7 protein-coding genes are annotated in these 6,103 nt (G+C 65.4%); 6 read left to right on the plus strand and 1 reads right to left on the minus strand.

The genetic code is table 11. The features are described from left to right. Window positions 1–44 precede the first annotated feature (44 nt). On the minus strand, window positions 45–305 hold the full coding sequence (locus JHD07_RS20410) for an accessory factor UbiK family protein (RefSeq protein WP_291625195.1): 261 nt from the start codon (window positions 303–305) through the stop codon (window positions 45–47). Window positions 306–501: 196 nt separating this feature from the next. On the opposite strand from JHD07_RS20410, the gene lgt reads away from it, so the two are divergent. The 6 genes from lgt to JHD07_RS20440 all read left to right on the plus strand — a co-directional run. Next, a complete protein-coding gene (gene lgt, locus JHD07_RS20415) occupies window positions 502–1,347 on the plus strand; it encodes a prolipoprotein diacylglyceryl transferase (protein WP_291625196.1) in 846 nt (281 codons plus the stop codon). 20 nt (window positions 1,348–1,367) lie between these two features. After that, window positions 1,368–2,483 carry an SAM-dependent methyltransferase gene (locus JHD07_RS20420; protein ID WP_291625198.1) on the plus strand — a complete coding sequence of 372 codons (1,116 nt, stop codon included), beginning with the start codon at window positions 1,368–1,370 and terminating at the stop codon, window positions 2,481–2,483. Continuing rightward, window positions 2,483–3,250 (plus strand): peptidoglycan editing factor PgeF, encoded by a 768-nt coding sequence (gene pgeF / locus JHD07_RS20425; protein ID WP_291625200.1) that lies wholly within the window; start codon window positions 2,483–2,485, stop codon window positions 3,248–3,250. The genes JHD07_RS20420 and pgeF overlap by 1 nt, the downstream gene beginning before the upstream one ends. A gap of 186 nt (window positions 3,251–3,436) precedes the next feature. After that, window positions 3,437–4,051, plus strand: coding sequence for a hypothetical protein (locus tag JHD07_RS20430; RefSeq protein WP_291625202.1), 615 nt, complete (start codon window positions 3,437–3,439; stop codon window positions 4,049–4,051). A 193-nt stretch (window positions 4,052–4,244) separates the two neighbouring features. Then, window positions 4,245–5,198: a ribose-phosphate pyrophosphokinase gene (locus JHD07_RS20435; protein WP_291625204.1), complete on the plus strand. Its 954-nt coding sequence runs from the start codon at window positions 4,245–4,247 to the stop codon at window positions 5,196–5,198. A 213-nt stretch (window positions 5,199–5,411) separates the two neighbouring features. Beyond that, window positions 5,412–6,103, plus strand: a 692-nt coding sequence (locus tag JHD07_RS20440; RefSeq protein WP_291625206.1) for a putative zinc-binding metallopeptidase, incomplete at its 3' end; no start/stop codon positions are given.

A 6,103-nucleotide genomic window follows, 5' to 3' on the forward strand; every position in this document is an offset into this window, starting at 1 on the left:
CGCCGACCCTCCCCCTCCAGGGGAGGGTTCAGAGAGACCGCGCCTTACGTCGGGGTCCCCCCGAGCTTGGCCTCCAGCGCCGCGATCCGCGCCTTCAGCGCCTCGTTCTCCTCCCGCGCCAGGCGCGCCATGTCCTTGACCGCCTCGAACTCCTCGCGCTTGACGAGGTCCATGTCGCGCAGGAATTTTTCGGCCTGGGTGCGCATCACCGTGTCGAACTCGCGCTTGACACCCTGGGCGGCACCGGCGGCATCGTTCATCAGGCGGCCGATCTCGTCGAAAAACCGGTTGTTGGTCTGGGTCATGTCGGTCTCCGATAAACTTTGCGCGAACGGTCGAGAGACAATGGCAATCTGGAGGGAATGGTTCAAGGGCCGATCGGCGGTATCCTTGTCATCGACCGGTTTCCTTGCAATCGTATTCAACTGCCCTGCATAAGAAGAATCACACGCGTCTGCCGGCGCGCTATCGCCGCAATCCCGTCTGGACATAGAAGGCGCGATGCCCTTCCTGCTGATCGATTTTCCCGCCTTCCAGCCGATCGCGTTCGAGATCGGTCCGTTCGCGATCCGCTGGTATGCGCTGGCCTATATCTGCGGCATCGTGTTCGGCTGGCTCTATGCGCGCGCGCTGCTCAAGAACCGGCGGCTGTGGGGTGGGCCGGCGCCGATTTCGCTGGTGCAGATCGACGACTTCATCCTCTGGGTGACGCTCGGCATCATCCTCGGCGGCCGCACGGGCTACGTGCTGTTCTACAATCTGCCGTTCTTCATCGATCATCCCGCCGCGATCTTCAGATTGTGGGAGGGCGGCATGTCGTTCCATGGCGGCTTCCTCGGCTGCGTCGTCGCGGTGATGGTGTTTGCCTATCGCAACGGCATCTCGATCCTGTCGCTCGGCGACATCACCACCGCAGTCGCGCCGGTGGGGCTGCTGCTCGGGCGCATCGCCAATTTCATCAACGGCGAATTGTGGGGACGCGCCACCGATGCGAGCCTGCCCTGGGCGATGATCTTCCCCAACGACCCCACGCAGCTGCCGCGGCATCCAAGCCAGCTCTACCAGGCCGGCATGGAAGGCATCCTGCTGTTCACCGCGCTCGCGGTCATGATCCGCTTCGGTGCCTTGAAGCGGCCGGGCATGATCCTCGGCGCCTTCATCCTGCTCTACGGCCTCGCCCGCATCGCCGGCGAGCATTTCCGCGAACCGGACGCGCAACTCGGCTTCCTCTGGGGCGGATTAACCATGGGCATGCTGTTGTCGATCCCGATGCTTATCGTCGGCCTCATACTTATCGTATGGGCTGTCAGGCGCGGTGCGCCGAAACCCGTCCGGGCCATTCGTTAATTCATTTCGAGAAGATAGCCGTGAGCGAACAGCCGCTACTCAACGAGATCAAGGCGCTGATCAAGTCCTCCGGGCCGATGCCGGTCTGGCGGTACATGGAACTGTGCCTGATGCATCCGCGCCACGGCTATTACGTCTCGCGGGATCCGCTCGGGCGCGAAGGCGACTTCACCACCGCACCCGAGGTCAGCCAGATGTTCGGCGAGCTCCTGGGGTTGTGGACCGCCTCGGTCTGGAAGCAGATGGGCTCGCCGCAATTCCTGCGGCTGATCGAGATCGGTCCCGGCCGGGGCACCATGATGGCGGATGCGCTGCGCGCACTCCGCGTGTTGCCGCCGCTCTACCAGGCGCTTCACATCCATCTGGTCGAGGTCAATCCAATCCTGCGGGAACGGCAGAGCGCGACGCTCGCTAACGTGCGCAACATCGCCTGGCACGACAGCATCGACGAGGTGCCGGAAGGCCCCAGCATCATCCTCGCCAATGAATATTTCGACGTGCTGCCGATCCACCAGATGATCCGCCACGAGCACGGCTGGCACGAGCGCGTGATCGAGCTCGATGCCAATAGCAGGCTTCAGTTCGGCGCAGCGCCGGAGCCGACGCCGCGCTTCGAGGTGCTACTGCCGCCTTTGGTGCGCGCCGCCCCCGTGGGCGCCGTGTTCGAGTGGCGCCCCGACGGCGAGATCATGAAGCTCGCCACGCGCGTGCGCGACCAGGACGGCGCGGCGCTGATCATCGACTACGGCCATCTGCGCAGCGATGCCGGCGACACCTTCCAGGCGATTGCGCGCCACACCTTCGCCGATCCCCTGAAGGCGCCAGGCCAGGCCGACGTCACCGCCCATGTCGATTTCCAGGCGCTGGCGCGCGCAGCCGAGGATGTCGGCGCGCGCGTGCACGGGCCGGTGACGCAAGGCGACTTCCTCAAGCGGATCGGCATCGACACTCGCGCGGCCGCCTTGATGCAGAAAGCCGCGCCCGAGGTCGCCACCGACATCTCGGTCGCGCTCAAGCGCCTGACCGATACCGGGCGTGGCGGCATGGGCTCGATGTTCAAGGTGCTCGGCATCTCCGAGCCGCGGCTGACGGCCCTTGCCGGCCTCAGCGATCTCGAACAGGCGGGAGAGACCTGATGACGCTGGCTTCGTCGCTGCTGTCCGCCGTGCCCGGCCTGCGCCATGCCTTCTTCACCCGCGAAGGCGGCGTGTCCGGCGGCATCTATTCCGCGTTGAACGGCGGGCTCGGCTCCAACGACGACCAGGCCCTCGTCGCGGAAAATCGCCGCCGCATGGCCGAGCATGTCGGCGTTGCGCCGGAGCGCTTCCTCAGCCTGCACCAGATCCATTCACCCGACGTGCTCGTGGCTGATGCGCCATGGCCGGGCGGTCCGCGGCCGAAAGGCGATGCGCTGGTGACGAAGACGCCCGGCATCGCGCTCGGCATTTCCACCGCCGATTGCGGCCCGGTGCTGTTCGTCGATCCCCATGCCCGCGTGATCGGCGGCGCCCATGCCGGCTGGAAGGGCGCGCTGACGGGCGTGCTGGAGGCAACGATCTCGGCGATGGAGACCCTCGGCGCCACGCGTGGCGGCATCATCGCCGCGATCGGCCCCCTGATCCGGCAGGACAGCTACGAGGTCGGCAACGAGTTCGTGGCGCGCTTCATCGAGGCGGATGCGGACAATGCAATGTTCTTCATCCCGTCGGTGCGCGAGGGCCACGCGATGTTCGATCTCGCCGGCTTCATCCGCAAGCGGCTGGAGGCCGCCGGCATCCTGATGATCGACGATCTCGGGCTCGACACCTATTCCGACGAACGTTTCTTCAGCTATCGCCGCTCGGTGCATCGCAAGGAGCCGGATTACGGCCGCCACGTTCACGCGATTGCGCTGGACGGGTGAACACAGGGGCAACCCCGTGTCATTCCGGGGCTCGCGTAGCGAGAACCCGGAATCCATTGTGCAACAATCGATGCGGCGAAATGGATTCCGGGCTCGCGCCAAGTGGAGCGCCCCGGAATGACGGTGGGGATGTGTCGCGCCTGCCCTAGACGTTAATGCGTTTTAACGATATCGCTGCCCTCCATAATGAGGGACTCGTCATTCATCTTGGGCCGCGCGGGTTCGCGCGTGCTGGCGGTCATGCTGGTGGCCGCGGCGACCGCGCTGGGCGGCTGCGCTGGGGGCGGCGGTGCCGCCAATTCCTATGCGATGGCGCCGGGCGGCGGCAGCGGGGCGACTGTGGCCTTCGAATCCATCGACGGCCCCCCGCCGCCGGTGTTCGATCGCATGGTTGGCGTGCTCGACAGCGAATCCAAGCTGCGCAGCCTGTCGGTCGTTTCCCGCGAGGGCTCGGCTGCCTACCGCGTGCGCAGTTACCTCTCCGCCCAGGTGGTGCGCGGCAAGACCGTGATCGCCTGGGTCTGGGACGTCTACGACGCCAACCAGCAACGCGCGCTGCGCCTCTCCGGCGAGGAACCGACCTCGGCCAAGGGCGGCCGCGATCCCTGGCAAGCCGCCGATGATTTGGTGCTGCGGAAGATCGCCCAAGCCGGATTCAGCGGACTTTCCAACATGATCAACGGAACGCCGGATGCACCCGGCGCCGCTCCGGCGTTGCGGGGACCGGCGGTGGCGAGCGTCATCGGGGACGCCCCGGCGCCGGACATGCCGGCCTCGGTGCTCGGCTATGCTGAGCAATAACCTCCGCTCAACCACGGCCTCAGTTTGCGGCCAAGCCGTTGGCGCGACTCGGGATTTCAAAGGGAAAACGTAGCATCCCGGGTTGCCATCGCAGCCTTCCGCCTGATATTGCCTCGCCCGTCGTAACCGTGCTGCCTGTGGGTATTCTCCGATGTTGAATGTCGTATCCAGCAAAGCGCGGGAGGAAGCGTCCATGTCGGCCAAGAACGGCTCCATCAAGCTCGTCGCCGGCAACTCCAATCCGGCCCTCGCCCAGGCCATCGCGCAGGGCCTGGATTTGCCGCTGACCAAGGCTGTGGTGCGGCGCTTCGCCGACATGGAGATCTTCGTCGAGATCCAGGAGAACGTCCGCGGTTCGGATGCCTTCATCATCCAGTCGACCTCGTTCCCGGCAAACGACCATCTGATGGAGTTGCTGATCATCACCGACGCGCTGCGCCGCTCCTCGGCGCGCCGCATCACCGCGGTGCTGCCCTATTTCGGCTACGCAAGGCAGGACCGCAAGTCCGGTTCACGCACGCCGATCTCGGCCAAGCTCGTTGCCAACCTGATCACGCAGGCTGGCGTCGACCGCGTCATGACGCTCGACCTGCATGCCGGCCAGATCCAGGGCTTCTTCGACATCCCCACCGACAACCTCTACGCGGCGCCGCTGATGGTGCGCGACATCAAGGACAAGTTCGACCTGTCCAAGGTGATGGTGATCTCGCCCGACGTCGGCGGCGTGGCCCGCGCGCGCGGCCTCGCCAAGCGCATCAACACCCCGCTCGCCATCGTCGACAAGCGCCGCGAGCGTCCCGGTGAGTCCGAGGTCATGAACGTGATCGGCGACGTCGCCGGCTACACCTGCATCCTCGTCGACGATATCGTGGACTCCGGCGGCACGCTGGTGAATGCGGCCGACGCACTGCTCGCCAAGGGCGCCAAGGACGTCTACGCCTACATCACCCACGGCGTGCTCTCCGGCGGCGCGGCGGCGCGTATCTCCGGCTCCAAGCTGAAGGAGCTGGTGATCACCGACTCGATCCTGCCGACCGATGCGGTGACCAAGGCGCCGAACATCCGCACGCTGCCGATCGGCAGCCTGATCTCGGACGCGATCGCGCGGACGGCGGCGGAAGAATCGGTGTCGAGCCTGTTCGACTGATCGTTTCACTCCCGTCATTCAGTCCCCTCGGAGAGACGAGCCGGGGGCTTCAGCTCACCGTGTGCCCAATGAAACCCGGGCTCGTGCCGTGCACGTCCGGGATGACCATCCGGCCTGCGCGGCGGTCCTCGCCGCAAGTCGCTGCGGGTTGTTGGCGGCGGCGGCCCATGACATCATCCAGTTACCGAGTCATCTCTGCCCTCTGGATGCCCGATGCCGCGCCGGAAATTTGCCTGGGAGAAGCTGTCGGATGACGCGTTGCTGAAACAACGCCTCCGCAGCCTGAAGGTCACGATCGAGGGCACCTGGCTCGAGGACTGTGTCGGGACTCTCCATGAGGAGCTCGAAGAGCGGGGCATCCGGCTGCGGCCGCACACATGGATATCGAGTGAATGGTTCAGCCCGGGCGACGTGCCCGGCATCGCCATCCCCTTCTATCTCGCCCATCCGCGCTTGATGAAGATCGAGAAGAAGATGATGTTCGACGTCGAGGGCGGAACCTGGCGCGAGTGCATGGCCATCCTCCGACACGAGGCCGGGCATGCCTTGCAGCACGGCTACCAGTTGCAGCGGCGGCGGCGCTGGCAACAGCTGTTCGGCCCCTCCTCGAAACACTACCCGCGCTACTACCGGCCTAATCCGGCGAGCAGGCGTTACGTGCAGCACCTTCGGCTCTGGTATGCACAGAGCCATCCGGACGAGGATTTTGCCGAAACCTTTGCAGTGTGGCTGCGGCCGCGCTCAAACTGGCGGACCCGATATGCCGGTTGGCCGGCCCTGAAGAAACTCGAATATGTCGACGAGTTGATGGGCGAGATCGCAGGAAAGCGGCCGCAGATCACGACGCGAGAGCGCGTCGACCCGTTGAGCCAGCTCAGCGAGACACTCGAAGAGCACTACAAGAA

This window comes from Bradyrhizobium sp. (assembly GCF_016462955.1).
Lineage (GTDB): Bacteria > Pseudomonadota > Alphaproteobacteria > Rhizobiales > Xanthobacteraceae > Bradyrhizobium.

Excerpts from the sequence above, each read along its gene's own strand:
- JHD07_RS20410 (WP_291625195.1), bottom strand. The coding sequence starts at position 305 with ATGACCCAGACCAACAACCGGTTTTTCGACGAGATCGGCCGCCTGATG.
- lgt (WP_291625196.1), top strand. The coding sequence starts at position 502 with ATGCCCTTCCTGCTGATCGATTTTCCCGCCTTCCAGCCGATCGCGTTC.
- pgeF (WP_291625200.1), top strand. The coding sequence starts at position 2,483 with ATGACGCTGGCTTCGTCGCTGCTGTCCGCCGTGCCCGGCCTGCGCCAT.
- JHD07_RS20430 (WP_291625202.1), top strand. The coding sequence starts at position 3,437 with ATGAGGGACTCGTCATTCATCTTGGGCCGCGCGGGTTCGCGCGTGCTG.
- JHD07_RS20435 (WP_291625204.1), top strand. The coding sequence starts at position 4,245 with ATGTCGGCCAAGAACGGCTCCATCAAGCTCGTCGCCGGCAACTCCAAT.